1 pseudogene is annotated in these 696 nt (G+C 60.9%); it reads right to left on the minus strand.

The window, feature by feature from the left end:
* Positions 1 to 696, minus strand: a pseudogene (locus AO068_RS02285) (filamentous hemagglutinin N-terminal domain-containing protein); the annotation flags it as partial.

Genomic DNA, 696 nt, shown 5'->3' on the forward strand with positions numbered 1-696 from the left:
TCAGCAACTGGGCGACACGCACGATCAAGGCTTTGTCGCTGATCACCGAACCTTCGGTGTTATCCAGCATGGTCGCGGCCAGCGTGAAGCCATTGGCACTGGAAATTTCGCCGTTCCGGTTGTTGACCGCCGTGAGGTTTTTCAGCAGCAACTGACCCGGCGCATTGATCAGGCCGCCCTGGTTAGTCAACAGGCCGTTGCTCAGGTCGAGGCTGACATCGCTGTTGCCATACAGACGACCGTCGTTGGTCTGATTCAGGCCGGTGACTACGGCAGTCAGCGCCATGGCGCTGGCAATGCGACCGGCATCGCTGTTGTTGACCAGCCCTGCATTCAACTGGAGTGCGCCGGTACTGGTCAGGCGACCGTCCTGATGGTTATCGAAGGTACCGGTGGTGAGTGCCAGACCGTTACCGGCAATGCGACCACTCTGGCTGTTGTCCAGGCTGGCGCTGGTCAGTGTCAGCGTTGAATCGCTTAGGATCTGCCCGCCGCGGTTGACCACCGCACCGCTCGTGCTGACTGACGCCGTGCAGTTGAATCGCTTAGGATCTGCCCGCCGCGGTTGACCACCGCACCGCTCGTGCTGACTGACGCCGTGCTGGCACTGGTCACGCTGCCGGTGTTATTGCTCAGGGACGCCGCACGCATATCCAGGGTGCCGTCGCTGCGCAGTGTGCCTTGGTCATTGTTCAA

The organism is Pseudomonas sp. ICMP 3272 (assembly GCF_001466905.1).
In the GTDB taxonomy this organism is placed as follows: domain Bacteria; phylum Pseudomonadota; class Gammaproteobacteria; order Pseudomonadales; family Pseudomonadaceae; genus Aquipseudomonas; species Aquipseudomonas amygdali.